Source organism: Stieleria mannarensis, from assembly GCF_014154935.1.
GTDB lineage: Bacteria > Planctomycetota > Planctomycetia > Pirellulales > Pirellulaceae > Stieleria > Stieleria mannarensis.
The window spans coordinates 1-24,584 of the sequence record NZ_JACEHH010000013.1; the positions used below are offsets into that span (position 1 = coordinate 1).

Annotated in this window: 20 protein-coding genes; 13 read left to right on the top strand and 7 right to left on the bottom strand. The window is 60.4% G+C overall.

The genetic code is table 11. The features are described 5' to 3' along the window. Positions 1 to 511: 511 nt before the first annotated feature. Positions 512 to 1,021: a hypothetical protein gene (locus tag H1B37_RS10750; RefSeq protein ID WP_182866661.1), complete on the bottom strand. Its 510-nt coding sequence runs from the start codon at positions 1,019 to 1,021 to the stop codon at positions 512 to 514. A 131-nt stretch (positions 1,022 to 1,152) separates the two neighbouring features. Further along, entirely contained in the window at positions 1,153 to 1,740 is a 588-nt protein-coding gene (locus H1B37_RS10755) for a hypothetical protein (protein ID WP_182866662.1), read from the bottom strand. A gap of 443 nt (positions 1,741 to 2,183) precedes the next feature. Here H1B37_RS10755 and ccoN point away from each other — a divergent pair, with 443 nt between their 5' ends. From ccoN to H1B37_RS10800, 9 genes are all read left to right on the top strand, one after another. After that, positions 2,184 to 4,541 carry a cytochrome-c oxidase, cbb3-type subunit I gene (ccoN, locus tag H1B37_RS10760; protein ID WP_182866663.1) on the top strand — a complete coding sequence of 786 codons (2,358 nt, stop codon included), beginning with the start codon at positions 2,184 to 2,186 and terminating at the stop codon, positions 4,539 to 4,541. Between the two features lie 24 nt (positions 4,542 to 4,565). Continuing rightward, entirely contained in the window at positions 4,566 to 4,745 is a 180-nt protein-coding gene (locus H1B37_RS10765) for a hypothetical protein (RefSeq protein ID WP_182866664.1), read from the top strand. Beyond that, the gene (locus tag H1B37_RS34365) at positions 4,738 to 5,349 is read left to right on the top strand and encodes a cbb3-type cytochrome c oxidase N-terminal domain-containing protein (protein WP_182866665.1); all 612 of its coding nucleotides are present in this window, start codon (positions 4,738 to 4,740) and stop codon (positions 5,347 to 5,349) included. The genes H1B37_RS10765 and H1B37_RS34365 overlap by 8 nt, the downstream gene beginning before the upstream one ends. A 145-nt stretch (positions 5,350 to 5,494) precedes the next feature. Continuing rightward, positions 5,495 to 6,895 carry a cytochrome c oxidase accessory protein CcoG gene (gene ccoG, locus H1B37_RS10775; protein WP_182866666.1) on the top strand — a complete coding sequence of 467 codons (1,401 nt, stop codon included), beginning with the start codon at positions 5,495 to 5,497 and terminating at the stop codon, positions 6,893 to 6,895. Beyond that, positions 6,896 to 7,417 (top strand): FixH family protein, encoded by a 522-nt coding sequence (locus H1B37_RS10780; RefSeq protein ID WP_182866667.1) that lies wholly within the window; start codon positions 6,896 to 6,898, stop codon positions 7,415 to 7,417. Positions 7,418 to 7,419: 2 nt separating this feature from the next. Continuing rightward, entirely contained in the window at positions 7,420 to 8,229 is an 810-nt protein-coding gene (locus H1B37_RS10785) for a sulfite exporter TauE/SafE family protein (protein WP_220498150.1), read from the top strand. 316 nt (positions 8,230 to 8,545) lie between these two features. Beyond that, entirely contained in the window at positions 8,546 to 11,056 is a 2,511-nt protein-coding gene (locus H1B37_RS10790) for a heavy metal translocating P-type ATPase (RefSeq protein WP_220498151.1), read from the top strand. A gap of 144 nt (positions 11,057 to 11,200) precedes the next feature. After that, complete coding sequence (gene ccoS / locus H1B37_RS10795) at positions 11,201 to 11,386, top strand: cbb3-type cytochrome oxidase assembly protein CcoS (RefSeq protein WP_182866668.1); 186 nt, start codon at positions 11,201 to 11,203, stop codon at positions 11,384 to 11,386. Further along, positions 11,379 to 13,634, top strand: a complete 2,256-nt coding sequence (locus H1B37_RS10800) for a heavy metal translocating P-type ATPase (protein WP_220498152.1) — start codon at positions 11,379 to 11,381, stop codon at positions 13,632 to 13,634. Before ccoS ends, H1B37_RS10800 begins: the two co-directional genes overlap by 8 nt. 473 nt (positions 13,635 to 14,107) lie before the next feature. Here the strand turns inward: H1B37_RS10800 and H1B37_RS10805 are convergent, their stop codons facing one another. Genes H1B37_RS10805 through H1B37_RS10815 form a run of 3 tightly spaced genes read right to left on the bottom strand, consistent with a single transcriptional unit; the run spans position 14,108 to position 19,033 of the window. Beyond that, positions 14,108 to 15,127 (bottom strand): NAD-dependent epimerase/dehydratase family protein, encoded by a 1,020-nt coding sequence (locus tag H1B37_RS10805; RefSeq protein ID WP_182866670.1) that lies wholly within the window; start codon positions 15,125 to 15,127, stop codon positions 14,108 to 14,110. Positions 15,128 to 15,159: 32 nt separating this feature from the next. Further along, complete coding sequence (locus tag H1B37_RS10810) at positions 15,160 to 16,482, bottom strand: DUF1552 domain-containing protein (protein WP_182866671.1); 1,323 nt, start codon at positions 16,480 to 16,482, stop codon at positions 15,160 to 15,162. Positions 16,483 to 16,486: 4 nt separating this feature from the next. Then, on the bottom strand, positions 16,487 to 19,033 hold the full coding sequence (locus H1B37_RS10815) for a DUF1588 domain-containing protein (RefSeq protein WP_286177619.1): 2,547 nt from the start codon (positions 19,031 to 19,033) through the stop codon (positions 16,487 to 16,489). 597 nt (positions 19,034 to 19,630) lie between these two features. On the opposite strand from H1B37_RS10815, the gene H1B37_RS10820 reads away from it, so the two are divergent. Then, complete coding sequence (locus H1B37_RS10820) at positions 19,631 to 20,416, top strand: site-2 protease family protein (RefSeq protein WP_182866672.1); 786 nt, start codon at positions 19,631 to 19,633, stop codon at positions 20,414 to 20,416. A 406-nt stretch (positions 20,417 to 20,822) separates the two neighbouring features. Here the strand turns inward: H1B37_RS10820 and H1B37_RS10825 are convergent, their stop codons facing one another. Beyond that, a complete protein-coding gene (locus H1B37_RS10825; protein ID WP_182866673.1) occupies positions 20,823 to 20,999 on the bottom strand; it encodes a hypothetical protein in 177 nt (58 codons plus the stop codon). A 142-nt stretch (positions 21,000 to 21,141) separates the two neighbouring features. Here H1B37_RS10825 and H1B37_RS10830 point away from each other — a divergent pair, with 142 nt between their 5' ends. Then, positions 21,142 to 21,330: a hypothetical protein gene (locus H1B37_RS10830; protein WP_286177638.1), complete on the top strand. Its 189-nt coding sequence runs from the start codon at positions 21,142 to 21,144 to the stop codon at positions 21,328 to 21,330. A gap of 198 nt (positions 21,331 to 21,528) precedes the next feature. Here H1B37_RS10830 and H1B37_RS10835 read toward each other — a convergent pair whose 3' ends face one another. After that, complete coding sequence (locus tag H1B37_RS10835; protein WP_182866675.1) at positions 21,529 to 22,623, bottom strand: Mrp/NBP35 family ATP-binding protein; 1,095 nt, start codon at positions 22,621 to 22,623, stop codon at positions 21,529 to 21,531. Positions 22,624 to 23,610: 987 nt separating this feature from the next. Here H1B37_RS10835 and H1B37_RS33765 point away from each other — a divergent pair. Beyond that, the gene (locus H1B37_RS33765) at positions 23,611 to 23,733 is read left to right on the top strand and encodes a hypothetical protein (RefSeq protein ID WP_286177621.1); all 123 of its coding nucleotides are present in this window, start codon (positions 23,611 to 23,613) and stop codon (positions 23,731 to 23,733) included. After that, positions 23,734 to 24,354: a hypothetical protein gene (locus H1B37_RS10840; RefSeq protein WP_182866676.1), complete on the top strand. Its 621-nt coding sequence runs from the start codon at positions 23,734 to 23,736 to the stop codon at positions 24,352 to 24,354. Positions 24,355 to 24,584 lie beyond the last annotated feature (230 nt).

Genomic DNA, 24,584 nt, shown 5'->3' on the forward strand with positions numbered 1-24,584 from the left:
GTGTCCGCTGCGCGGCCACCGGGAACAGCTGAGGACAGCGGTTCTACACTCAGCCGTTTCGGCTGCGTGGGGGCTGCGGGTGTCCGCTGCGCGGCCACCGGGAACAGCTGAGGACAGCGGTTCTACACTCAGCCGTTTCGGCTGAGAGGGTGCTGCGGGTGTCCGCTGCGCGGCCACCGGGAACAGCTGAGGACAGCGGTTCTACACTCAGCCGTTTCGGTTGAGAGGGTGCTGCGGGTGTCCGCTGCGCGGCTCAGGAGGGAATAGCTGGGATGAGTGGCAGAGGCACCAAGCCAAGCGGGCGATTCATCGCTGAGTCGAATTCACCCTCCCATTGGCTGGGCCGCGGAGGAGTCTCCGCTCGGAGCGGGGAGGGTTGCCTGTGGCTCGAATGCACTCAAACACCGCGAATCGACCCTCCCCTCGCGACGCTCGACCCTCCCTGCCCGCGAGGGTTGATTCATGCACTTGGCGACGACGAGAACTGCCGGGGAACGTGGTGGTTGCAGGTTTAGGGGAGGACCGTTGAGGACAATACGTCTGAATGATCGAGATTCGCCTTGTCGGTGCGATGGTCTTGAATCTCCAATTCCGCCAGCTTGATTTTGTTCTCGCGCATGTAGCTGTGGCATTCGACGCAGCGGACGGTCAGTGAGACATAGGCCAACGCCGCACGGTGGATGTCTTTGGCGTCGGCCGCCTTTTCGACGGAGTTGCAGGCGCGGCGAAAGTCGTCGCTTTGTTTTCGATACTCTTCGGTTTGCACGACATTCCAGCCGGCTTCCATACTGAGCAACCGCAATGACCGCGCGTTGCTGGCGATTTTGTCGAACTGTTCCAGCGTCAAGCCTTCCAAGATGTTTTTGGCGCGATCGAGCTTGCGACGCATCAAGGGGGCGACGTTGTCCGGGGCCACGCGTTCACCGCCGCTCGGGTCTTGCGCGGCCGCAGGGGAAGTGGCGAGTGCGGGGAGCAGAACGGCGGCGATCAGGGCGAATGAGAGGAGGTTGGTGCGGCGCATGGGTTGAGTCTGGGGGCGGTAGGATGATAAAGGATGATCTGCCGATGCCAGCTTGCAGCGTCAGCCAGGGGCCACGTAACGCCCCTCGCTCACGCTTCGGGCTGGCATGACTAGGCACTGACGTTGTCCGGTTAGCCGTCGGTCCGCGTCGGCAACGTGGATTCGATTTCGTCCAGGACGCGTTGTTCGGCCGGGCAGATCTTTCCCACGCCCAGCACGCCGCCGGAGGCCATGGCGACTTCCTTGGCTTGTTCCAGCAACCGCTGGCGAAGCTTATTGGCGGTTTCGGCGGGCAGGGTGTGGTGAACGCCCGCGGCATATTCCTTCCACAACCCCCACATGTCTCGCGGTGGACGCGATTGCAGCCACTGTTCCAGCAACCGGAACGCCAGCGGGTTGGAACTGACGCCTCGCCGCAGCGCCGCACTCATCACACTCTTGCGTTCCTCCGGCGTCACCGAGCCGCTGGCCCAGGCGACGAAGACCAGCGGTGTCAGCGTCATCGCGGCGATGTTGGACGCATTGATGCCGGCTTCGACCAAGTGGGTGGCCACACGCTCGTCGCGGACCCCGGTCGCCTTGGTCAGTTCCGCCAACCGTTCCTCACGTTCGTCTTTCTCGCGAAGCTTGCGCAAAAGTTCCTGGTCGACACGTTGGAAGTATTGATCTTCCAGAGCTTGCCCACGTCGGTGAATCGTGTCCCGTTCGATCATCTTCATGTTCCTTTCTGTTGCGTGACGTTCCGTTGCGAGCGTTCGCGTTGGGGCCGAAATTGAGTTGCAACCGAGACAATGCAAACGGAGTGCCGATCCGGAGGTGATCGGCAACCAATTTGCCCGCAAGGCGGTGTGAAAGACACAAAATGCTTGGTCGGGGTTGTCGCCGCGGCGGTGGTTCGCGCTCGAGCGACGAAGAAGTCGGGCGGAGCGTGTGCGGCTGGGCGCGCCGGCCCGCATGGGTGTGCACGTGGGCACGAATTTCGGTATTTTAGATGCGGCAAACCGTCACGCTGGGTGTGCGTTTCGCGGCGTTTCGCCGCTGTGGGGTCCAGAATTCGAATTAACACTCCGCCTTCGGCACCAAATTTGTTAAACAGCGGGCTTGTCGCGGTCGTCCCCGTTTTGACCGCAAGGAAATCACTGACCAAAAATGAACGCCGCTGATGGACACGCATGTCGCGAATCAATCGGAGCAAGCCGATGCAGCAGATGGGACCACGACACAACGCTCGACTGTATTGGAGTCATTCAGCTATGACGACGGGATCGTTCGCCTGTTCGCGACGGCGACGATCGTTTGGGCGCTGGTAGGCACCCTGGCGGGGTTGTTCGTCGCATTGTTGTTGGTGATGCCGACGTTGACCGAGGGGATCCCGTGGCTGTCATTCGGGCGGCTGAGACCGTTGCACACCAACGCGGCGATTTTTGCGTTCGCCGGTAACGCGATTTTCGCGGCGGTCTATTACAGCACCCAGCGGTTGTGCAAGGCCCGGATGTGGAGCGACACGCTCAGCCGGCTGCACTTTTGGGGCTGGCAAGCGATCATCGTCGCCGCGGCGGTGACGTTGCCGCTGGGGATCACTCAATCGCGCGAGTACGCCGAATTGGAGTGGCCGATCGACATTGCGATTGCGGTGGTTTGGTTGCTGATTTTCGGTGGCAACTTTCTGATGACGTTGATCAACCGCCGCGAGCGCCACATGTACGTGGCGTTGTGGTTCTACATCGCGACCATCGTCACGGTGGCGGTCTTGCACGTGTTCAATAACCTGGTTGTTCCGGCCGGACTGTTCAAAGGATACAGCGTTTACGCGGGGGTTCAGGACGCCTTCATGCAGTGGTGGTATGGCCACAACGCGGTGGCGTTTTTCCTGACCACGCCGTTTTTGGGACTGATGTACTACTTCCTGCCCAAGGCGGCCGACCGACCGGTGTTCAGTTACCGATTGAGCATCATCCACTTCTGGTCGTTGGTGTTCATCTACATTTGGGCCGGTCCCCACCACCTGCACTACACGGCGTTGCCGGAGTGGGCCAGCACGTTGGGGATGCTGTTCAGTTTGATGCTGTGGATGCCCAGTTGGGGCGGCATGATCAACGGTTTGTTGACGCTACGCGGTGCCTGGCACAAGGTCGCCGCCGATCCGGTGCTGAAATTCTTTGTCGTCGGCGTGACCTTCTATGGGATGTCGACGTTCGAAGGCCCGATGTTGTCGATCAAATCGGTCAACTCGCTCAGCCACTACACCGACTGGACAATCGCCCACGTCCACTCCGGTGCGCTCGGTTGGAACGGGTTCATGGCGTTCGGCATGCTGTACTGGCTGTTGCCACGAATCTTCCAGACCAAGATCTGGAGCGATAAACTGGTCAGTTTGCACTTTTGGACCGGCACGCTGGGGATCCTGTTGTACATCGTGCCGATCTATGCCGCCGGACTGATGCAAGGTCTGATGTGGCGTGCGATGGACGAAACGGGAAATCTGCAATACCCGGACTTTATTGAGACAGTCCAATCGATCGTCCCGCTGTGGTGGGTGCGTGTGCTGGGCGGTGCGTTGTACGTCGGCGGCATCGTGATGTTGTGCATCAACGCTTTGTTCACCTGGTTCGGGCGACCGGACAGCTATGACGTCCCGGTCTACTCGGCACCACGGCTGACGGATGACTATCAAGACGAACCCAAGCCGAAAAGCGACTTGGACGACGTGCCGATGTTGGATTCGGCGAAGAGTCTGAGCGTTTGGGCCAGGATGGGCTGGCACCGCCGTTGGGAGCGATTGCCGGTCAAGTTCACCGTGTTGACGACGCTGGCGGTGGTGATTGCAACGTTGTTCGAACTGGTGCCGACGTTCTTGATCCGGTCCAACGTGCCGACGATCGCGACGGTCAAACCGTACACGCCGCTGGAGCTTGCCGGACGTCACATTTTCGTTTCCGAGGGTTGCTACAACTGCCACTCCCAAATGATTCGTCCGATCGTGGCCGAAACCAAACGTTATGGCGAATACAGCAAGCCCGGCGAATTCATCTATGACCGCCCGTTCCAATGGGGCAGCCGTCGCATCGGGCCGGACTTGGCACGCGAGGGCGGTCGACAGAGCAGTTTCTGGCACTGGCGACACTTCGAGAATCCGGCCTACGTCTCGCCGGGTTCGGTGATGCCCAGCTACGAGCACTTGTTGACCGAAGAAATGAATTTCGACGCCATCGCACCGCACGTCAAAGCGGCGTGGCAATTGGGTGCCCCGTACAGCGACGAGGATCTGAACAATACCGCCGAGGTCGCTTACAAGCAGGCCGAGCGGATTGCCGCGGAGATCGTCGCCCAGGGGGGGCCGGCCAGCACGATGGACACGCAAGCGGTGGCGTTGATCGCCTACCTGCAACGGATCGGGATCGATTTGTTCGCCACGCCCGAACCGGAGGCCGCAGAAAACGGCGGTGATGCGGCGGCCGAGACCGCGGTTGAATCGGAAGATGCAGCGTCGGAAACCGAAGCCGACGACGAAACCGAGTGAGAAACCTCCAGCAAACCCAAAGCCATGATCAAAGACCTAGTTTCCTTCATCGACTATTCCGCCTGTGCCGAAGTCGCACTGGCGCTGTTTGTCGTCACCTTTATTCTGATCTTTTTCGGAGCGTTTCGTCTGAGCAATCACGCCACGGAAAAGTTTGCCGCCATTCCATTAAGCGATCGTATCGAGGACCCTCGCAGTGAGTGAAGCACCAAAGACTGACCACGCCTATGACGGCATCGAAGAGTATGACAATCCGCTGCCGGGTTGGTGGAAGTGGTTGTTCATCGCGTCGATCGTTTTCAGTCCGTTCTACTGGGTGTATTACCACAACGGGGCGAAAGGACGATCGATCGAAGATCAGTATGGCGTCGCGTTGGCGGAGAACACGCGGTTGCAGTTTGCCGAAATCGGGGACCTGAAAGTGGATGGTCCGACGATCGCCAAATTCATGGCCAAAGACAGCTGGGTCAAGGTCGGCGAGTCGGTGTTCCGCGCCAATTGTGTCTCCTGCCACGGCCGCGAGGGCGAAGGCAAGGTCGGCCCGAACTTGACCGACGAGGCGTTCAAGAACATCACCGTGTTGGCGGACATCGGCAAAGTGATCAACAACGGCGCCGGAAATGGAGCGATGCCAAAGTGGTCCAACCGGCTGCACATCAACGAGATCGTTTTGGTGTCGGCCTATGTGGCCAATCTACGTGGCAAGAACGTCGAAGGCGGCCGACCGGAAGAGGGGAACAAGATCGCGCCGTGGCCGGAGCCGGTGGCCGAGGAAGAGTCGGGGGAAGAGGGCGACGCCAAGTCGTAGTCGTTTGATTTCACGTAGCGGAACTCGCCGAGAGTTTCGCTGCGGCGGTGTAATCGCGGGGATGACGAAAGCCTTGGCGGCTTCCGCTACCCTGCGGTTATTGAGTTAACGTCGAGAGTACGTGGAGGATTTGAACAGAATAGAAATGAACAAGACTGTACCGGGCAACGACGCGTTGTTGGACGCTCCCGAACACGTGCTGAGCACGATGGAGCGGGATGGCAGTCGGCGCTGGTTGCGACCGCGATTGTCGATGGGGGCCTGGTGGCAACGTCGACGCATCGTTGCCTATGTGTTGATGGTGGTGTTTGTGCTGGTCCCGCACCTCAGGATCGGTGGTAAACCCGTCATCTTGTTGGACATCGCCGCCCGCGAGTTTACGATTCTGGGGCGGACGTTTCTGCCGACCGACACGCTGTTGCTGGCACTGTTGATGTTGACCGTGTTCGTCTCCATCGTCCTGGTCACCGCGATCGCCGGGCGTGCCTGGTGTGGCTGGGCCTGTCCCCAAACGGTCTACATGGAGTTTCTGTTCCGCCCGATCGATCGGTTGTTCGAAGGCACGGTGGGCAAGGGTGGCAAGCCGAAGCGGAGTGTCTCGTTTCCGCTGCAGATCGCTCGATTCGTGGTGTATGTCTTGTTGTGTGGATTTCTGGCCCACACCTTCCTGGCCTACTTTGTCCGCACCGACCAGTTGAGGGAGTGGGTGACCAGTTCTCCGATCGAACACCCGGTCGCGTTTGTCGTGATGGCGGCGACGCTGGGACTGATGCTGTTCGATTTCATGTTCTTCCGCGAACAGCTTTGTTTGATCGCTTGCCCCTATGGTCGGTTCCAGTCGGTCATGCTGGACGAACAGTCGATGATCGTGGCCTATGATCACGTCCGTGGTGAACCGCGAAAACGGGGTAAGCACACCGCCGGTGACGGTGCGGGTGACTGTGTGGATTGCAACCAGTGCGTCGTCGTCTGTCCGACCGGTATCGACATCCGAGACGGGTTGCAGATGGAGTGCGTCAATTGCACCCAGTGCATCGACGCCTGTGATGTGGTGATGGAGCGGGTCGGGTCGCCCAAGGGGCTGATCCGCTACAGTTCTCAGGATTCGATCGCGGGAAAGGCGATGAAGATGTTCCGCGCCCGCACGATCGTGTACCCGGTGATTCTGTTTGTATTGCTGAGCGGGCTGGTGTTTGCGATTTCGACCAAATCAGGGTTCGACGCGCGAATCATTCGCCCCGGTGGTGCCCCGTTCACCATGTATCCCGACGGCACGGCGTCCAACGAGTTTCGCATTCGTCTGGTCAATCGCACCTCCGAGCCGCAACAGTATTCGTTGGTTTCCGACTCCGGCGACGTGACGATCGAAGTGTTGGATGAAGAAAAAATGGATCTGGAGCCCGGCCAGTCGGTGTTGGTTCCCGTCCACGTCACGTTCAAGGGCTCGATGACGCGTGGCAGCGGTCGCAAGGTCGTGCCGGCGACGATTTCAGACGAAAGCGACAATGTTCGCGAAGTCGAATTTTCTCTTTTAGGACCCCGTTAAATGGCAACGGCGACTGGGATCGAATCCATCGAGTCGGCAGAACGACGCGCCAAGCGGTTTTGGATCGCATTGGTTGTGTTTCTGTTTGTGATCCAAAGCACCATCATGGGGCTGGTGATGCACCTGGCGATCGGCGATCCGTCGGCCGCCGTCGTGCCCGATTACCACAACCGGGCGCTCAACTGGGACGAGGCACGGCGAACGCTGGAGGCGGCCGACCGACTGGGGTGGACCGTCACCTTCGACGCATCGGATGTCGCAGACGATCGGGGCATGCGAGCGATCGAATTGAACATCACCGACGAACAGGGTGATGGGATCAACGGCTTGGTGGTCGGCGGCAAGTTGTACCACCACGCGCGGGCCGACGAGGTCAGCCCGGTCGCACTGAAGTCGATCGGCGAGGGGAATTATTTGGCGCTTGTGCCTGCCGGACGACCGGGCATTTGGCAACTGGAGCTGAAGATCGAGGGCGCTTCGGAGCCGGTGGCACAGTCGTTGACCTTCAACATCGAACGCTAGCGATGGACACAATCCTTGTACTGGTCACGGCGGTGGTGACCGCCAGTGTTTTGGGCAGCATGCACTGCGTCGGCATGTGCGGCCCGCTGGCGATTTGGGCCAGCGGCGGCGGCGACCAGGTCAGCCGCGGCACCTTGGTGACATCCACCACGCTTTACCACCTGGGGCGATTGCTGACGTACACACTGGCCGGGGCGGTGGCCGGGTTGGTCGGCAACCTCATCGACATCGGCGGCGACACGCTGGGGATTCAGGTTGCCGCGGCCAGGGTCGTCGGTGCGGCGATGATCGCGATGGGGTTATGGAAGCTTTGGGGCCTCTATCGGGGCCGATCCAAGAACGTTTCTGCGGCACCGTCGGCGGTGGGAAAGGTGCTGGTCAAACTGAGGCCGTATATCTTTCGGTTGCCGATCGCCGGTCGCGGATTTGCGACGGGATTGTTGACGACGCTGCTGCCGTGTGGCTGGTTGTATTTGTTCGCGTTGATCGCGGCGGGGACTGGCAGCCCGATGCGTGGGGCGATCGTGATGGCGGCATTTTGGCTGGGCAGTGTCCCGGCGTTGGTCGGTTTGGTCGCCGGGGTGCGGGTGTTGTCGCTTCGATTTTCACGACTGGTTCCGGGGCTGGCCGCGCTGATGCTGATTTTTGCGGGCTGCTTCACGGCCTCGGGGCGCGGATTCAGTGGTTTGGAATCGCTGGAGGAACTGAAGTCGTCGGGAACGACGATCGAGCAAGTCGAACAATCCGGCGAGAAGGTGCTGCCGTGCTGTCAGGTGAAGGATTCGCCGGACTCGTTACCTGGGCAAGATTGAGGGGCAGGCATCGAATCGATTGCTTGAACTGGGTTCACCTGGCGATTCACGAATAGAGGTAAGGAACTTTCGATCGCAAATTGAGCCGCAGACGCTAGCCTTGGGCCTTACGAGTCTCGAAGGGCAATCCAAGGCCCGCGGCTAGCGCCGTCGGCTCATACTTTAGGTGGCATTGGGCTTGAGCCGCCCACGGTCGCTGCTCAGGTACGACGGTCCTTCCGGGCCGTCGCTTGTCGCTGCGGAGCAGCGACCTGGAATCGCCTAAAGGCTAGACACCAACGATTGCTAAATCCCTTTTCACAGTCCCACCTCAAAATTGAATGTTGACGAAGCACTCGCCGTGACATCGACCGCATCAACGACGCAAGCCGATTCGACCGCTCAGCCACAGCGCTGTGAGATCCCTTGTGTGCATTGTGGGTTGCCGACCGTTTGCAGCAGCGCCGACGATCCGACACGGGTGTTTTGTTGCGGAGGTTGCCGTCAGGCGTACGAGTTGATTCATGGCTGGGGGTTGGACGACTACTACGCGATCCGCGACCGGTCGGGCGGATCGGCCGGCGTGTTTGCCAAAGCGGACGCGTCGCGCTACGACTGCTTTGACGACGATCAGTATCTGGGGGCCTCGGCGCCCCGACGTGGATCCGACGGCAGCCTGTCGACAGAGCTGTCGGTCAGCGGCTTACACTGCGCGGCGTGTGCGTGGCTGATCGAAAACGTCGCCGGGCGGACGCGCGGTTGGCACTTGGCGCGGGTCAAACTGAATCGGCACACCGTTCAGGTCGTCTTCGATCCCGAGCAGATCAAGCTCAGCGAGATCGCCCATCTGATCGGCAAGTTGGGTTACACGCTGTCGCCGCTGACGACCGAACCGGTGGACCGGTTTCGCCAGGAGAACCGTCGGCTGTTGATGCAGATCGCCGTGGCGGGTTTTTGCGCGGCCAATGCGATGTGGATTGCGATCGCACTGTATGCCGGTGACGCGTCGGGTGTTGCCAGCGAGCACCGGCTGTTTCTACGGATCGCCGCGGCGGTGTTGGGGATCGCCACGGTCGCGTTTCCAGGCCGGACGTTTTTCGTCAGTGCGCTGGCGGCGCTGCGAAACTGGACGCCGCACATGGACCTGCCGGTCGCGCTGGGGCTGTCGGTGGGAACGATCGTCGGGTTGGTCAACGCGATCAGCGGCAGCGGCGAAGTCTATTTTGATTCGCTGGCGATGCTGGTGTTCTTGTTGCTGATCGGGCGTTGGATTCAATTCCGACAACAGCATCGTGCGGCCAGCGCGGTCGATCTGCTGCTGCGGATCACGCCCCAGCATGCCCGATTGGTCGATGAAGATTCCGCCGATGCTCCCTCGCGTTGGGTGATGGTCAATTCGCTCGCTGCGGGGCAGGTGATCCGGGTCAACGTGTCCGAGAGCATTCCCGTTGATGGGCGGATCGTCGACGGAGAAACGATGGTCGATCGATCGTTGTTGACCGGTGAAAGCGTCCCGGTGGAAGCGAGCGTCGGCGACGGCGTGACCGCGGGCACGGTCAACCTGTCGCGTCCGATCACGGTGCGAGTCGAAGCGATCGGGTCGGACAGTCGCATCGGTCGGGTGATGGAATCGGTCGAGGCGGCGATGGCACAGCGAACACCGATCGTGCAATTGGCCGACCGTATCGGCGGCGTGTTTGTCATCGTGGTGACGCTGTTGGCGGTGATCGCGTTTGCCGCTTGGGCGCGTCACGGAATCGACCTCGCGACGGCCCATGCGACGTCGTTGTTGATCGTCGCCTGTCCGTGTGCGTTGGCCTTGGCGACACCGCTTGCGATCGCGGTTTCGCTCGGCCGGGCGGCAAAGCGAAAGATCTTGATCCGCGACGGCGATGTGCTGCAACAGCTTAGCGGCCGCGGCACCGTGTGGTTTGACAAGACGGGCACATTGACCGAAGGACGTCCGCGGGCGGAGTTGGTTGACGGTCCGGTCGAGGCGTTACGGTTGGCCGCGGCGATCGAACGCGAGTGTTGTCACCCGATCGCCGACGCGATCTTACGCGAAGCGGATCGGTTGGATCTTGCGCCGCCGCCGCAGGTGGACGCGATCGAGTTGAGCACTGGAGGAATCTCGGGCCGCTGCGAAGGAAGACGGGTCGACGTCGGCAATGAAACCTTCTTGCGTCGCCGAGGCGTCGTTCCCTCGAGGGAAATTTTGGATCAGACGCAGCGTTGTCTGGAAAATCAAACGACACCGGTGATTGTCGCCATTGATGGCCTGGCGATCGCGGTGCTGGCGATCGCTGATCCGGTCAAACGTGACGCGAAAGCGACGGTCGATCGAATCCGACGGGCCGGCTGGGGGGTGGGGATTTTGTCGGGGGATCACCGCGAGTTGGTCGACAAAGTGTCGCGCCGGGTCGGCATCGATCCGCAAAATGCGCTGGGCGGCCTTTCACCGGAAGACAAGTTGAAACGAGTGACCACCGATGGTGTGGGGCCGGTGGTGATGATCGGTGACGGGGCGAACGACGCGGCGGCGTTGGCGGCGGCGGACGTGGGGATCGCGGTGCGCGGGGGGGCCGAGGTGAGCCTGCAAGCGGCGCCGGTGTTTGTCGCTTCGGGGATGCTGGAGAGCGTGGCGGACCTGATGGACGCGTCGCGACGGACGAATCATTTGATCCGCACGACGTTCGCGGTGTCGCTGGCATACAATGTGATCGCCGTCGTGCTGGCGATCTTGGGGTTCATCAGCCCCTTGGTCGCGGCGGTTTTGATGCCGATCAGTTCGGTGTCCGTGTTGTCGTTGACGCTCGCCTGGCCGACGTTTGCCGATCATGCAGAATAGCGGTCCGAGCGAATGTGTTGGTGTCCAGGCTTTCGCCGCCCATTGTCGCTGCCTTGCAGCGACCGGGAATCGCCTCAAGGCTAGACACCAACGGTTGCTGAATCGCTTGTTGCTTGTATCCGAGCTATTGAGGTGTTTTTCGAAATGAGTGTGCTGTACATCGCATTGCCGATCGCATTGCTGCTCGGTGGCGGCGGATTGTTGGCATGCCTGTATTGCATCCGCGACGGCCAGTACGACGATTTGGATTCGCCCTCGGTCCGGATCCTGGTGGATGAACACCGGGTGGACGACCAAGACTCATCAGGAAGTAATCGAGAACGTGTCTGAATTGAACACTGCTGACGGAAACCGACGGGCGGAATTTAACGTGTCGGGGATGACTTGCGCGGGGTGCGCGCGATCGATCGAGCGATCGTTGTTGCGGCAACCGGACGTGCGTTCGGCGGTCGTGAACTTTGCCGGCGGCAATGTGGTCGTCAACTACGACCCTGCGAAAACCGACGAAACCCAATTGGCCGACGTGATCCGTCAGACCGGGTTTCAGGTGGAAACGGGGGATCGCGAGACGACGGAGGAAGACCACCGGAGGGAACAGCACGCGACGCGGGTGATGTGGTTGGGCGTGGCGTTGACGCTGCCGTTGTTTGTGCTCAGCATGGGGCGAGACTTCGGCCTCTGGGGACCGTGGGCCCACGCCGGTTGGGTGAATTACCTGATGTTCGCCCTGGCGACGCCGGTGCAGTTCTACGTCGGCCGGACATTTTACGAAGGCGCGTTTCGGTCGCTGCGCAGCCGAGTGGCCAACATGGACGTGTTGGTGACGATGAGCACGTCGGTGGCGTACGCGTTCAGCGTGGCGGTGATGCTGTTGTTGACCGCAGGCAGCGAGCTGCTGGGCACTCACGTCTACTTCGAAACCTCCGCCACGATCATCGCCCTGGTCATGGTCGGTCACTGGATCGAAGGTCGTGCCAAGACGCGAACCAACGGTGCGATCACGTCACTTTTGAATCTGCAAGCCAAAACGGCGCGGATCGTGCGTGATGGCAACGAAGTCGACGTGCCGATCGAGGAGGTGGTGCTGGGCGACCATGTGATCGTGCGTCCGGGAGAGCGGATCCCCGTTGACGGAGTCGTGATCGCCGGCCAGAGCGTGGTGGACGAAAGCATGATCACCGGCGAAAGCATGCCGGTCCAAAAGCCCGTCGGAAGCGATGTGATCGGTGCAACGATCAACGGCGATGGCGTGCTGACGATCGAGGCAAGGCACTTGGGCGCCGAGTCGGCACTCGCGCGAATCGTCAAACAAGTTGCCGACGCCCAGGCGACGAAGGCACCGATCCAGAAGCTGGCCGATCAGATCTCTGCGGTTTTTGTTCCGATCGTGATCGCGGTCGCGCTGGCCGCATTCTGCGTTTGGTTCTTCATCATCGGAGACACCGTCGCTGCGATCTTGCGGATGATCGCGGTGTTGATCATTTCCTGCCCGTGCGCGATGGGGTTGGCGACACCGCTGGCGGTGACCGTGGGGATGGGACGCGGGGCGGAGAACGGGATTCTGTTCAAGTCCAGCGAAGCAATCCAGCGTGTCGGCCGGATCGATCATGTGGTCCTGGACAAGACCGGCACGATCACGCGCGGCGAGCAAGTGGTCACCGATACGATCACGTTTTCCGATTTAGACGCTGAGCCATTGATCGCGATGGCGGGCAGCGTTGAACGAGGCAGCCAACATCCGATCGCCGCGGCGATTCTGGCCGAAGCCGAGCGATTGGGCGTGGAAACGTCGATGCCCGATGACGTCCAGACAACGTCCGGTCAAGGTGTTTCGGCCAGGTGGGACGGAAAACGCGTGTACGTGGGCAATCTGCGGTTTATCCAGCAGCACTCGCAGGTCGACAACGAATTGCAGGATCGCGCCGCCGAGTTGCAGCGCCAGGCCAAGACCGTGATGTGGGTTGTCTGTGACGGAGCGATCGTCGGTTTGATCGCGGTCGCCGACACCATCAAATCAGAATCTGCCGAAGCGATTCGGCGGTTGCACGGCCGGGGCATCACGGTGTCGATGCTGACCGGCGACAACCAACACACCGCCCGTGCGGTCGCCGATCAAGTTGGAATCGACGACGTGATGGCCGAAGTGTTGCCGGGTGACAAGACGAAGCGGATTCAAGACTTGCAGTCGCGGGGCGAATTCACGGCGATGGTGGGCGACGGCATCAACGACGCCCCGGCGCTGGCCCAGGCCGACGTCGGAATCGCGATCGGAACCGGGACCGACGTCGCGATCGAAGCGGCCGATGTCACGCTGTTGGGCGGTGAATTGCGCGGCGTCGCGCGGGCCGTCCATCTGTCGGCGATGACGATGCGGAACATCAAGCAAAACCTGTTCTGGGCCTTTGCCTACAACGTCGCGCTGCTCCCGATCGCCGCGGGTGTGTTGGCCGGTGTCGAATCGGCACCGCATTGGTTGCGCGAACTGCATCCGATCACTGCGGCGATGGCGATGGTCGGATCGGATTTGGTGATCGTGAGTAACGCGCTGCGGCTGAGACGGGCGAAGGTGGACACGTGAGGTAGCGGAACGCGCCAAGCGTTTCGTTGTGATCGTTGATGTCGGGTTGGCATGCCGAAAGCCTTGGCGGCTTCCGCTACGGGCTGTGGGTCCGTTTTTCCGTCGCGGAACGCGCCACGCGTTTCGATTTCGGCGGCAACGCGGTGAGCGGGACCGAAAGCCTTGGCGGCTTCCGCTACGGGCTGTGGGGCCGTTTTCCCGTCGCGGAACGCGCCACGCGTTTCGATTTCGGCGGCAACGCGGTGAGCGGGACCGAAAGCCTTGGCGGCTTCCGCTACGGGCTGTGGGTCCGTTTTCCCGTCGCGGAACGCGCCACGCGTTTCGATTTCGGCGGCAACGCGGTGTGCGGGACCGAAAGCCTTGGCGGCTTCCGCTACGGGCGGTGGGTCCGTTTTCCCGTCGCGGAACGCGCCAAGCGTTTCGATCTCGGCGGCAACGTCGTGAGTGGGGCCCGAAAGCCTTGGCGGCTTCCGCTACGGGCGGTGCTTAATCCAACCGTTGTCGATGTACCAACTGGTGGTCTCATCGATCCTTTCTTGAAGTGTCTTGGCGGGCTGGAATCCGGTCTCTTGTCGCAGCCGCGTGGCGTCGCAGGCCCAGGAGCCTGCAGTGGCTTCTCGGGCTTTGTCGATGCTCAGGATGTGTGGCCGGCCGCGAAGCCGGGAAATACCACTGTTGATCGTTGCGATGGTCCAGATCAGCGGCGAAGGGCTGCGGACGATCCACACGTGTTGTTTGCCCAATGATCGGCCGATCATCTGTCCGAGTTCGGCGTACGTCGGTGTTTCGTCGGCGGCGGCGAAATAGATGCCTCGGCGATCGGTCGCGTTGTGGCAAACACGCTTGCCGCTCGATGCAACGTGTTGTAGTGCGTGGCAGAGGTCGTCGACATCGATCACGGAGAAGAGATGGTCGGCAAAGCCGGGGACCAAGTGCAGGTTCCATTTCGCGATCCCGCCGAACATCTCGAATCCGTCGCGATCGCCGGGGCCGAGGACGATCGGCGGGCGGAGGATCGAAATCGGAACGGAAGCGGCAAATTCCAGCAGCGCCGCTTCACCGCGCAGTTTGCTTTTCCCGTAGTCGGAAACCGGCGTGGGATCGTCGGTTTCGGTTCGCGGGGTGGATCCGTTGCATGGTCCGGCGGCGGCTAGGGAGGAAACATGGACCAGCGTGGGCGGTGTGTCGCGATCGGCGCAGGCCTCGGCCAACAGGCGTGGTCCGAGCACGTTGGCTTGTTCAAACTCCCGTTGCCGCAGCGCTTTGGTCGTTCCCGCCAGATTGAAGACGACGTCGCAATCACGGACGGCATCGTCCAGCGATCGCCGGTCGGACAGATCGCCGACGAGGAACTGTGGGGCGAAGGCTTGCAGGCCGCGTCGATCCGAAGTGGACCGAACCAGGCACGTGACGCGATCACCGCGCGATGAAAGATGGCGGACCAACTGAGTGCCGATGAAACCGGTCGCGCCGGTGACGAGAACGTTGGCCATCACTCTGATTCGGCTAGAGTCTTTAAAGCGGGCTACGCCCGTGTCGGTTCAAGCCCCTTCATCGTCGATTTCCCGCTCGAAAACTGATCGGTCGGCAGTCCGGATTGCTGCAACACCGAGACGAACAGGTTGGCCAAAGGATAATTGTTGCTGCGATCAAAGGCGAGATGCTGTCCGTGGCGGAAGCCGCCACCCCCAACGAGAACCGGCAGGTTGCGGTTGTCGTGGCTGGACGCGTTGCCGAGATTGCTGGTCATCAAGACGGCGGTTTGATCGAGCAGGTTGCCTTCGGTTTCTTCAAAGCCGGCCAGGCTGCGGAGGAAATCGCCATAGGCCGCAACGATCTGTTCTTCGATCAACGCCAACTGGGCCAGCTTGTCCGCGTCGCGACCGTGGTGGCTGAGCGTGTGATAGCCCTCGTCGACGCCTGCAATCGGCAACTTGGCATTACCGCCGGGCAGATTCAGCGTGATGAACCGCGTCGAGTCGGTTTGTAGCGCCAGTTTCATCAAGCTCAACATCATGGCTTGGCAGCCGACCAGGTCATTCGCGTCCGGCGGGGTCGGCGGTTTGGCGTCGACAACCGGCTTGGGCAGTTTTGCCCAGCGTTCGTTGGCGGCCATGCGCAATTCCAGCTCACGGACACTGGAAAAGTACGAATCCAGTCGATTGCGGTCGCCGGCGCCCAGATCGCGTTGCAATCGTTTGGCGTCTTCGTTGACCACATCCATGATGCTGCGTCCGCTGCGAATCCGATCGGCTTGTCGCAAACGCTCCTTTTTCGACTGGTCAATGAACAACGTGGCAAACAACCGTGCGGGCGAACTTTCCGACGGGATCATCGCGCCGGTGTCGGTGTACGAGGGGCTTTGCGTTCCGCTGGTGCTGAGGACCAACGACGGATAACGCGTGGAACCACCGAGATGCTTGGCCAAGTATTGGTCGACCGAGATGGTGTTCTTGGCGCTGCCGCTGTTCCCGATCGGTGTCGCGGTCAAGATGCTCGCTTCGGCCCGGTGTCCGTTGGACACGCCCGGATGGCTGCTGCCCGAGACGACCGTGAATTGATCGCGGATGTCGTCCAGTTGCTTTAAGTAGCGGGACGGCGAATACGCTTGGCCGGGTTGTTCGGGGAACAAGTTTTCGGCCAGCAGTCCCAACCCGATCGAAACCGAGACGAAACGTTGAGGCGGGGGATCGGAGGGTGTTCCCGCGGAAGCTTGCATCGCCGACAGCCACGGCAGTGACATGGCGACGCCGCTGCCGCGCAACACCGTGCGCCGGGCCAGGCGACTTTTGGCGGAATGAAAACGAGTCGGTTCGCGATCGGCGGCGTGGGCGTGTTGGTTCGTCATCGTTTCACTTGGTCAGAAATGTAGGGCTGGTCACAACGGCTTCGATCAGCGAACGCAATCGATAGCCGTCGGCTTTGGTTTGAGAGACGATTTGGTCCAGGGTCTTGCGGTCGGCGAAGGTGATCTCGTGTCCGGTCGCGTAGACGAGTAGCTGGGCGGCAAAGTTACGGGCGATGCGGTCGTCGTCGGCGGCGGCCAGATTTCGAAAGGCGACAAACGAATCAAACTCTCGACCGTCGGCAAGCCGGTACGCCGAGTCGACAGGGGGACCTTGCTTGTACGACTTGCCGCGACGTGTCAGGTAATGATCCCGCCACCTGCCGGCGGCGTCAAAGTGTTCGAGCGCAAACCCGGGCGGATCAATCTTCGCGTGACAGGATGCGCACTCGGTTTGCGAGCGGTGTTTTTCAAGGATCTGGCGAACCGTCGTGGCACCTCGGACGTCGGGTTCGATCGCGGGCACGTTGGCCGGCGGATCGGGAATCGGCAGGCCAAGTAATCGGTCACAGATCCAGACGCCGCGGACGACCGGGGACGTGTTGGACCCGTTGGCGGTCACCTTCAGGATCGAACCGTGGGTCATCAGGCCGCCGCGAAAGGGATGGTCCGCGATCGAAACACGTTTCCATTGCGAGGGACCGATGTCAGCTTGGATGCCATAGTAGCGTGCCAGTCGATTGTTCAGCCAGGTGAAATCGGAATCGACCAGCATCCGCGCCGGTTGGTTTTCGACGATCAGCGTTTCAAGGTAGCGACGGGTTTCCCCGAGCATCGCGTATTGAACGACCAGGTCAAAGTCGCGATGCATTCTGCGATCCGGTTCGGTGAAATCGATGTCGGCAAGGTCCAGCCATTGGTCGGAGAAATCGTGGATGAAGTACTGCCGCGTTTGGCCATCGAGCAAACGACGCGTCTGAGCAACAATCTCATCTGGATCGGACAACCGTCCGGCGTCGGCTGCCGCACGCAATTCCGTGTCGGGGGCTTTACCGGTCAGCATGTAACTGAGTCGATTGGCAACGGCATGGTCGCTCAGCCGTCCGGCCGCTTCGGTGAAATAGATGAATCGCGGGGAGCACAGCACGGCTCGATAGGCTTGTCGCAGCACATCGATCGGATCGTCGTTGGCTTTGATGCCGCGATCGATCAGGCGGGTGTAGGGGGCCAGCACCTCCTCGGTGACAGGGCTGCGAAAGGCTGTGGTGGCAAAGTCATGCAGACGTTTTTTCAGATCTTCTGCCGGCGTGTCACTGTGGAGTTCAAAACGTTTTGATTTTCGGTCGTATCGAACGTCCAGGTCGCCGAACAGGGCATGCTTGACGGCGGCTCGGTCTCCGCCGGGATAGATCCGCTCAATCTTCAGCGCGTGCATCGCGACACCGGGAACGTTTTGCGGTTCGCCTTCGCCGAATCCGATCTGCCCACCTTGGAAGCGAGCCTTTTTCAGCGTGACATCGGCGGGGCGGATTTCCAGCATGTGATCTTCTTCGATCCATGCGGTGAAGGTAAACGTCTTGGGGGACTCGGTCGCTTCGAAGGCGCCGACCCAGTGCATCAGCGGTGCGTTGGAAACACATTTGCCACTTCGAATGGAACACCACAGACCGCGGTCGTCGGGCATCTTCAACGAGGACGCATCGAGCGTGATGCGGTACCAGCCTGGCCGGTCGACTTTGCTGCGCGAGATGCGTCCATAAAAGGAAACACCACCGGACCAGATGACCGCCGCACCTTGACGCAATTCGGGGTCGCGATTGCGTTGCCCCGGACGTTTATTCGCGATTCGCTCGGCGGGCAGGTTGATCACGGTCTCAGGATGATTGTCGCGAAGTCGGGCGAAGGCCAGGTCCAGGGCGGCATCGACCACACGAAGATGGTCTTCGAGATGATAGTGGGACATCGATTGGGCATCGGCGATGTTGCGAAACCCATCGGTGCGTTGTTCGTCGGGCATCAATTGCGAAAGCGGTGCTGCGATCGCAAACAGGTCACCGAGCGTGCGCTCGAGTTGTTGATTGGTCAGTCGCCGGGAGAGCACGCGTCCGAGAGATTGATGGCGCGACGAGATCGCCTGGTCGATTGATTTAGAGGCGGTGCTCAGGAACATCGCTTTGTCGCTGTCATCCAGTTCGCCGTAGTCCGATGGCGGCATTTCACCGTCGGCGATGCGATCAATCACGCGGACCCAAGTCGCAAGGTTCTCGGGGACGGATGTGCCAGCCAGGTCAGCTTGCCCCAGTCGATTGAGATCGAAACCGCCTTCGCCTTCACTGCCGTCGTGGCAGTCCAAGCAGTTTTGTCGCAAGAACGTGATCGCGTGACGCTCACTGCCGTCGGATGGCTGCGATTGCTTCTTGTGGACTGCTTCTGCAGCGGTCGCGTGTTGCAGTGGCGGTTGCGAGGTGACGATCACTGCCAAAATCGCGAGCGTCGGCGTTGCGTAACGTCGCGTGGCGGTCATGAACTTTGACGAAGCGACGCTCGCCAGAGCATGGAGAACACCGGGGATCCACCTGCTGGCGAAGATCGCTACGTTTGACCAGCGATTCATGATGTTTCTTGCGCAAAGGCGCGCTATCCAGCTCGCCTTGCGTCGAGACCTCGGAAAGATGGGCGGGAAGGCTTGAATCATTGCTCGGCAGGTCATTGGAGGTGGGATCGAGCGCGGCATCGGGGGGATCATCGCGATCGAGTGCGTCACGACCCATGTGGAAGGCGGGACGGGCGTGGCTGCCGCTGTCCCTATTATAGCCAACTGGACCGCGTTGCTTCGAGCGGAATTGAATCGAATCCGAGCACGCGACACGAGCAAGGGGTGCAGCAGTTCCGCTCGCTTGCGGTTCCGGCTTGTACTGGTCGAAAGGGGGCAGGGCATAAGGGGTGGTGTGCAGGCTTTGGCCACCCATTGTCGCTGCGAGGCAGCGACGGGGAATCGCCTTAAGGCTAGACACCAACGGTTGCCGGTTGCCTTATTCCTTGCGCGCGTGCCCGCTTTTCGCGATTGCCGCCTTTTGCCTGAACTGTGAAGACGGGGCATCAGGCGGTATTCTGGGCAAGGTCGTGGTCAGACCGGCGAATAGGACCACGCGACGAGTCATCTCCTTTCCTGTCCGCACCGTACTCTCTATTGCCCGTACAGGCATCAGAAATGTTGTTATCCGAGCCCCCCGAGACCGCCTACGACATCCGATTCACGCTGCTGGGGTTCCCCGTCCGAATCGCGGTGACCTTTTGGTTGGGCGCGGTCGTTTTCGGTTACTCCTTGTGCCGATTCTTTTCCAGCGAAGAGCTTGGCGTCGGTCCATTGATGATTGCGTGGGCGCTGTGTTTGTTGGTGTCCATTTTGATCCACGAACTCGGTCATGCGCTGGCGTTCCGCCACTATGGCATTCAATCATCGATCGTGCTGTATCACTTTGGCGGCTTGGCGATTCCGACCAGCACGTACACGCCGGGGCGTTCGATCGCGCGGATCGGCGAGAAGGAGCAACTGATCATCTCGGCTGCCGGCCCGGCATTTCAGTTGTTGTCGGCGCTGTTGGTGATCGTAGCGGTCAAGTTGGCAGGTTTCGAAGTGTCAGCGTTCCGTTGGATGCCTGCGTTTTTGGCAAACCTGCCATGGGTGACCGAGGGGGCGGTGATGGACAGTCGCGGCATGTTGGCGTTGGTGACGTTTTACATCTTGCCCAGCGTTTTGTGGGCGCTGTTGAACCTTGTTCCGGTTTGGCCGCTCGATGGCGGTCGAATCGCGCGCAGTTTGATCGTGCTTAACGGCGGCACCGTGGCTCAATCGTTGTGGGTCAGTGTGATCTGCAGCGGTTTGTTGGCCTTCTATGCGTTCAACCATGGCCAACCGATGATGGGCGTGTTCTTTTTGATGTTCGGCATCAGCAGCTACCAGATGCTCAGCCCGATGAACGGCGGTTGGCGTTAGCGGACATCCGGCGCGACAACGAAGTGATGTGTTGTGATGACGTGATGCGTTGCAGTGCATGCTTCGGTGAAGCGATCCGTTGCAACGAAAGCGCGCATCGATGTGTCAAACAAGCGTGTGATTGACGACCAAGTGTGGCAAGACAGTTCAAACATACGCTCGATCGCAAAAAAAATCCTAAAAAGTTTTGCATGCGTTCGATCTGTGTTCGAAGTGCTGTATCGAGTGTTGTTCGACATGCATGGATACGTCGAATGATCAAGCGGTCGAGCCACTGCGCAAGGCAAGCATCGTTGTCCGACGTTCCCAACACGCAAGCCAATCAATGCGCACAACGCATTGCTGTATCGATATTTGCGTCAACGCGCATGCGGTGATGTGGAGGTCAGCGAAGTCGATCAAGGCGTCAACGCATCGCTTGACGCGCTACCTTGCGATGGTGCAAGGCGTTGCGCACGCGGTTGATGTTCGACAACCGCGCGGTAGCAGGAACGAACTGTCTTGCAAGCATAATTTTTGCGAAAACATGTTGCGGAATTTCATGCAGCGCGTACAAATATCGCAGGTTTACGTCAGACAGCATTGAATGGTCCGTTGGATAACTGGCATCAACGTTTGTCTGGCACTTACTAGCGAATGGTGAGCCGTGGCCGGTGGCTTGTCGGGGACGTCCCCAAGCAAGTCACAATGACTCGCCATCGTTTCCAATTCCGCGGAGGAAAAACGTGGCTAAAAAGAAAGCAAGCAAGAAGAAGGCTGCCAAGAAAAAGGCAACCAAGAAAAAGGCAACCAAGAAGAAGGCTGCTAAGAAGAAAGCCGCTAAGAAGAAAGCGACTAAGAAGAAGGCTGCCAAGAAAAAGAAGGCAACCAAGAAAAAGGCAACCAAGAAGAAGGCTGCTAAGAAGCGTAAGTAAGCTTCTTGTTCTTCGCCGATTTCCGATCGGCCTCATCCATCCATCCGACCGCTCGGGTTACCCCCCGGGCGGTTTTTTTGTTGGGGGAGCGGGAGGAAGACGCTCGGCGTCGCGGAGCGTTCAGTGGGCGACGGCCCGGAAGGGGGGCGACGGCGCGGAAGGGACCGTCGTACTTGGGGGGAACGATCCGCCGGCGGGTCAGAGTGTGGGCAGCGTTGGTTTGGGGGGCGCGGCGGCGTTTCGGGCGGCCAGGGTGCGGACCATCGCTTGGCTGATGCGTTCCAGGGGCGCGCGGGCGGCGGCGTCGGTGTTGATCACCGCCGGAAGTCTGCCTTCGTCGCCGGCGACCCGCAGTTTGATATCCAGCGGCAGACCGCCGAGGAACGCAACGTCCATCTGTTCGGCCTTTTCACGCGCCCCTCCGGAACCGAAGATGTCGTAGGTCTTGCCGCAATCCGGGCACAGGAAACCGCTCATGTTCTCGACCATCCCCAGGATCGGAATGTTGACCTTGCGGAACATCGCGATCGCCTTGACGGCATCCAGCAAGGCGACCTCTTGGGGCGTGCAGACGACGACGCTGCCGGCCAGTGGGATGGCTTGGGACAGCGTGAGTGCGACGTCCCCGGTTCCCGGCGGCATGTCGATGATCAAGTAATCCAGTTCGCCCCATTCGGTCATGCCCAAGAACTGATTGATCGAACCGTGCAGCATCGGGCCACGCCAAATCACGGCTTCGGCCGGATCGACCAGGAAGCCCATCGACATCACGGGCATCGGCGACAGATCGGGGGTGTCATCCAGCATGATCGGGTCGATCCGCTTGGATTCGCTGAAGCCCGGGCGACCGGACAGCCCCAATAGATGCGGGATACTGGGGCCATAGACGTCGGCATCCATCAAACCGACGCGGCTACCCAGACGTCGCAAGGTCAGTGCCAGAGATGCCGCGACGGTGCTTTTACCCACACCGCCTTTGCCGCTGCCGACGGCGATCACGCTTTTGGCCCGCAAGGCGGTTTGGCCGACACGCGCCGCCGGCCGCGCGTGGGGTTGAAAGGTGATGTTGACTTGAACGCCGGGGAACGCGGTGACCAGTTTTGAGCTCACGCCATCGCGGACGTCGTCTTGAATCGGAAGCGAGTGCGAGGACAAACCGAGAGTGATGTCGGCTTGTTTGTCGTTGATACTGACCGAAACGACTTGGCCCATCGATCCCATCGGGCGGCCTGTTTCGGGGTCCAGGTAGCGATCGAGAAGTTCACGGACGGACGATTCGGAAAGATCGGACATGTTTTTTGGTCGGTTTAAGATTCAAGATTCAAGTTTCAGGTTCCAAGTTGGCGGGGCCAAGTTGGGCTGTCGCTTCGACTACAGCGTAACGTTTTGTCAACGAAGTGTGACCGGGACGGGAGAAGTTGAGTTTACGCTCTTCACCCTCCCTGGCAGAGCCATCAGACTCGTTCCAAGGCTCCGCCGTGGAACGCACTGCGGGTTTGGCTCCCGCCACGCACACCGCGTGCAAGCAGAGGCGGGGAACGTGAAATTTATTGCTGATCAATACCCTTGCAAGCAAGACAATGTTGCCAGACAGAGGTTGGTCGGCGCGTCTCTTTGCAAGACGAAAGTGATGATTCTGGCTCCCCTCTCCCCCGGAAAACCTGGCCAGCTTCAGCGAGTCAGGTTTTCCGGGGGAGAGGGGTCGGGGGTGAGGGGGATTCCCACGCGTCGACGAAGCATTGGAGCGTGGGAGATCTAGCGAAGAGATTCCACGCCGAAGTGAAGAGAGCCGGCAACAATTGCATCACAGGATCGATGGGGATTTGGTGGGGAAATCGATGTGCAGCGAATCGATAACGAGCCCCTCACCCCCAGCCCCTCTCCCCAAAACAGATCGCGGTCAACGTCACTGATTGATCACTATTTTTCGCGCGATCTGTGTTGGGGAGAGGGGAGCCATTTTAGAGAGGGAACGCATCGCAATGAATCAGCAATACATTTCACGTTCCGAGCCTCTGGAAATACCTGTGCAGAGGCGGAGCCTCTGTAAATACCCGTTCCCAGGCGGAGCCCGGGAACGAGTCAAAACCTGAAACCTGAAACCTGAAACCTGAAACCTGAAACCTGAAACCTGAAACCTGAAACCTGAAACAAAAAAAAGCGGCTCGGCAGCGAACTGCCGAGCCGCTTTCGCGGTTCACGTCTGAAGACCAGCAGCCGGGTTATTCACCCGGTTGCTACGCATCGCTTTTTCAGCGGACGTAGCGGGCACTGGCTTGAATGACGCGACGCTTCTGTGAGATGCTCGCACTCGGATCGACGATCGGAGCGGGCGGCATGGGGGCGGCATCGGTGGCCGGTGCAGCGGTCGGAGCCGGTGCGGGAGCCATCGGGGCGCTGTAGGTGGCTCCGCATCCGCAACCGCTGTCGCACGCCGGGGCGTCGCAGCAGCTGTCGCAAGAGCTCTTGCAGAGGTTGCCGAACAGTTTCTTCAGCAGTCCGCCGCTCTTGGGGCCGCAGGGCGAATCGCAACCGCTGTCGCAACCGCACGGTGCAGCGACTTCGCAGCCGCAAGCCGGGGCGGTTTCGCAGCAGGGTGCAGCGACTTCGCAGCCACAAGCCGGTTCGCAGCAGCCGCTGTTGTGCTTGGCAAACAGGGCAGCGAGCAGTCCGCCCTTCTTCTTGCCGCAAGGCGAGTCGCAACCGCTGTCGCAACCGCACGGTGCAGCGACTTCGCAGCCGCAAGCCGGCGCGGTTTCGCAGCAAGGCGCGGCGACTTCGCAGCCGCATGCCGGGTCAGCGGCACAGCCGCACGCCGGGGCTTCGCAACCGCAAGCCGGTTCGGCAGCACAACCGCAAGCGGGTGCTTCACAACCGCAAGCCGGTTCGGCGGCACAACCGCAAGGGGCTTCGCAGCCGCAAGCGGGATCGGCCTGGCAGCCGCACGGTGCAGCGGCACAACCGCTGTCACAGCAAGAAGAGCTGCTGCCCTTCATCAGTTTTTGGAGCAAGTCCATCCCTTGAGTTTGGCAACACGCGGTGGTGCCAAGAACGAGGGCCATCATCATCAGTGTCCGGATCATCGGAGCCACGTCTCCCTTAATTTGTTACGCGGGTCGATTTGAAAAGCGGGATTTGTTGGTCGCGTTCGATTGCCACCCGGATGCGTTCGCTGGACGAAGTTGCCGGCGATCACATCCGATTGAGACACCCTCCGAGCACCCGCGGACCGCGGTGTGGGTTACACAGTCCGC

Bases quoted from the DNA above. Each gene is read 5' to 3' on its own strand.
- H1B37_RS10750 (WP_182866661.1), bottom strand. From the start codon at position 1,021: ATGCGCCGCACCAACCTCCTCTCATTCGCCCTGATCGCCGCCGTTCTG.
- H1B37_RS10755 (WP_182866662.1), bottom strand. From the start codon at position 1,740: ATGAAGATGATCGAACGGGACACGATTCACCGACGTGGGCAAGCTCTG.
- ccoN (WP_182866663.1), top strand. From the start codon at position 2,184: ATGGACACGCATGTCGCGAATCAATCGGAGCAAGCCGATGCAGCAGAT.
- H1B37_RS10765 (WP_182866664.1), top strand. From the start codon at position 4,566: ATGATCAAAGACCTAGTTTCCTTCATCGACTATTCCGCCTGTGCCGAA.
- ccoG (WP_182866666.1), top strand. From the start codon at position 5,495: ATGAACAAGACTGTACCGGGCAACGACGCGTTGTTGGACGCTCCCGAA.
- H1B37_RS10780 (WP_182866667.1), top strand. From the start codon at position 6,896: ATGGCAACGGCGACTGGGATCGAATCCATCGAGTCGGCAGAACGACGC.
- H1B37_RS10785 (WP_220498150.1), top strand. From the start codon at position 7,420: ATGGACACAATCCTTGTACTGGTCACGGCGGTGGTGACCGCCAGTGTT.
- ccoS (WP_182866668.1), top strand. From the start codon at position 11,201: ATGAGTGTGCTGTACATCGCATTGCCGATCGCATTGCTGCTCGGTGGC.
- H1B37_RS10805 (WP_182866670.1), bottom strand. From the start codon at position 15,127: ATGGCCAACGTTCTCGTCACCGGCGCGACCGGTTTCATCGGCACTCAG.
- H1B37_RS10810 (WP_182866671.1), bottom strand. From the start codon at position 16,482: ATGACGAACCAACACGCCCACGCCGCCGATCGCGAACCGACTCGTTTT.
- H1B37_RS10815 (WP_286177619.1), bottom strand. From the start codon at position 19,033: ATGAATCGCTGGTCAAACGTAGCGATCTTCGCCAGCAGGTGGATCCCC.
- H1B37_RS10820 (WP_182866672.1), top strand. From the start codon at position 19,631: ATGTTGTTATCCGAGCCCCCCGAGACCGCCTACGACATCCGATTCACG.
- H1B37_RS10825 (WP_182866673.1), bottom strand. From the start codon at position 20,999: ATGCTGTCTGACGTAAACCTGCGATATTTGTACGCGCTGCATGAAATT.
- H1B37_RS10835 (WP_182866675.1), bottom strand. From the start codon at position 22,623: ATGTCCGATCTTTCCGAATCGTCCGTCCGTGAACTTCTCGATCGCTAC.
- H1B37_RS33765 (WP_286177621.1), top strand. From the start codon at position 23,611: ATGACGCGACGCTTCTGTGAGATGCTCGCACTCGGATCGACGATCGGA.